Below are 1,972 nucleotides of genomic sequence, written 5' to 3' on the forward strand. Positions count from 1 at the left end.
TAAAGCATTTATTAAAACGTTTTTCTGGCTTAGTCTTGTAAAGATATCTATCCATCCTACAACTGTTATAGTTATAAAATAGGCTTCCTCAGTCGTTGTTGCTTTATATTTTGTTGACACTGTCTTTTTTCCTATAAAAATAAAAAGTAAAATGTAAAACTGTACTTTTTATTTTTTTTGGATATTGAAGGAATTACTTTGCCGGCACGGATTGCAAATCCGCGCTATCGTTGCGCAGATAGATCTGCGCTATCGGGTCGGGTTTTATTTAGAAGGGATTGTATCCTTTTTTTACCATATCAACATGTACCTTGATGAAATCAGATAAAGTCCTTTTTAGACTTGTAAAAGGCAAAATATCATTTCTGGTTGGTAAATGAGCTTGGTAAACTATAGGGTTATCACCTTCATCTAAATAAACATATAAAAATTGTTCACCAGGATTGTGAGCATCAATAGCAAAAAATGGTCTTGTTATGCTTTTATTATAATTTGATAGCCATTCTCTAACTTCTGTTTGTAACTCTTCTTGATTATTACCTGCATAGTCTAAGACATAACAATCGTTACCCGCAAGATACAATAATTCTCTAAGTGCTTGTGGGAATAGATTACCATTATTATAAAGTTGTTCTAAATCTTCTATTTCTTCAATAGAAATTGGTTTTATTGGAAAATTAAATGTTTTTCCGTAATGTATGGGATTATCTCTTAAATAAGTGAGTTTTTCTATATTCATGATTATTCGTTTATCATATTTTTAACATTGTCCATTCTAATTGCGTCTCGATGAGCAATAAATTTAATTTCTAAAATCTTATTTTCTGAATTGGCATATATTTTTGCCGCCTGTAAAAATTTTTGACATGATGTACAAGTATATAGTGTAGATTCTATTTCAATAACAAATTTATTACCCGTTCGCGCAGATTTACTCTCAATCGTTCGCGCGGATTTGCAATCCGTGCCCGCAACAGTTATACACAAAACAAATCATTAAAATAAAAGTCACACAAATTAATGCGCTTTTTTACACTTACAAAGAAAACAAACCAATCTTTGCGGGTACGGATTACAAATCCGCGCTATCGTTGTTATATAATTTCGATATTTGGATTTGAAACGAGTTGATAGCCAACGAAATTTACATTTCCTAATACATTTGGATAGGTATCGTTTAATAAATCAATAAATAAGTTTAATAGATTTACTAAACTTGTTGTTTTTACAGGGATGGACCAATTCATCAATTTAAATGACGGATCTTTTTTAGCATTTTCAAATTCATTAAGACTAGTAACTGAAATTTCATTTCCTAAAGATTGAATTAATGTTTTAGTTTGGTTAAATATTTCAATAATTGTTGCTTTATCTGTATCGTTGGTTATATCATCAAATACTATACTTACAAAACTTAAACATTCTCCTGTTCTATTTAAATCAAAATCAATATACATGTCTTGAACTTCTTGAGAATATTTATGTAGTCCGTTTGCTTCAAAAACTTGGCAGACATATTGACTTACCAATTGAATAAAATTTGGATTAATCCAAAAAGATTTGTCTTTTCTCTTTATTAGTACTTCACTCATTATTATAGTTTTATTCGTTAATTAGTATAAAATAATTTGGGGTATTCCTTAAGTTTTTATAAAAATAATTAGGATCATTTAATTTGTTTAAAATTAAATTCTTAATTATAGGGTCATTATCTAAATATCTTAAACCCGATCGCGCAGATTTACCCTCGATCGTTAGCGCGGATTTGCAATCCGTGCTCGCAAAGATTGGTTGGACGCAATGCAACTCAAAAAAAATTAATTTTCGTTGATGTTTTTTTTGGAAGGCTATAGATTTTTTTCAAAACAGATTTAACAAAACAACATCTAAATCATTTTCTAAGCCAGTATAATTCCTTGCCGAACTAAAATAATAATCTTCAGCCGAACTGACAGTTTTATCTTTTATGGGA

Annotated in this window: 2 protein-coding genes and 2 pseudogenes; all 4 read right to left on the reverse strand. The window is 29.7% G+C overall.

The window, feature by feature from the left end:
- A pseudogene (locus ASE40_RS22220) lies at positions 1–120 on the reverse strand (transposase); the annotation flags it as partial.
- A 148-nt stretch (positions 121–268) separates the two neighbouring features.
- Complete coding sequence (locus tag ASE40_RS01510; protein WP_057115046.1) at positions 269–739, reverse strand: hypothetical protein; 471 nt, start codon at positions 737–739, stop codon at positions 269–271.
- A 355-nt stretch (positions 740–1,094) separates the two neighbouring features.
- Positions 1,095–1,592, reverse strand: a complete 498-nt coding sequence (locus ASE40_RS01520; RefSeq protein WP_057115048.1) for a hypothetical protein — start codon at positions 1,590–1,592, stop codon at positions 1,095–1,097.
- Positions 1,593–1,860: 268 nt separating this feature from the next.
- Positions 1,861–1,972 (reverse strand): annotated as a pseudogene (locus ASE40_RS22560) (transposase); the annotation flags it as partial.

Source organism: Flavobacterium sp. Root935 (assembly GCF_001429295.1).
GTDB lineage: Bacteria > Bacteroidota > Bacteroidia > Flavobacteriales > Flavobacteriaceae > Flavobacterium.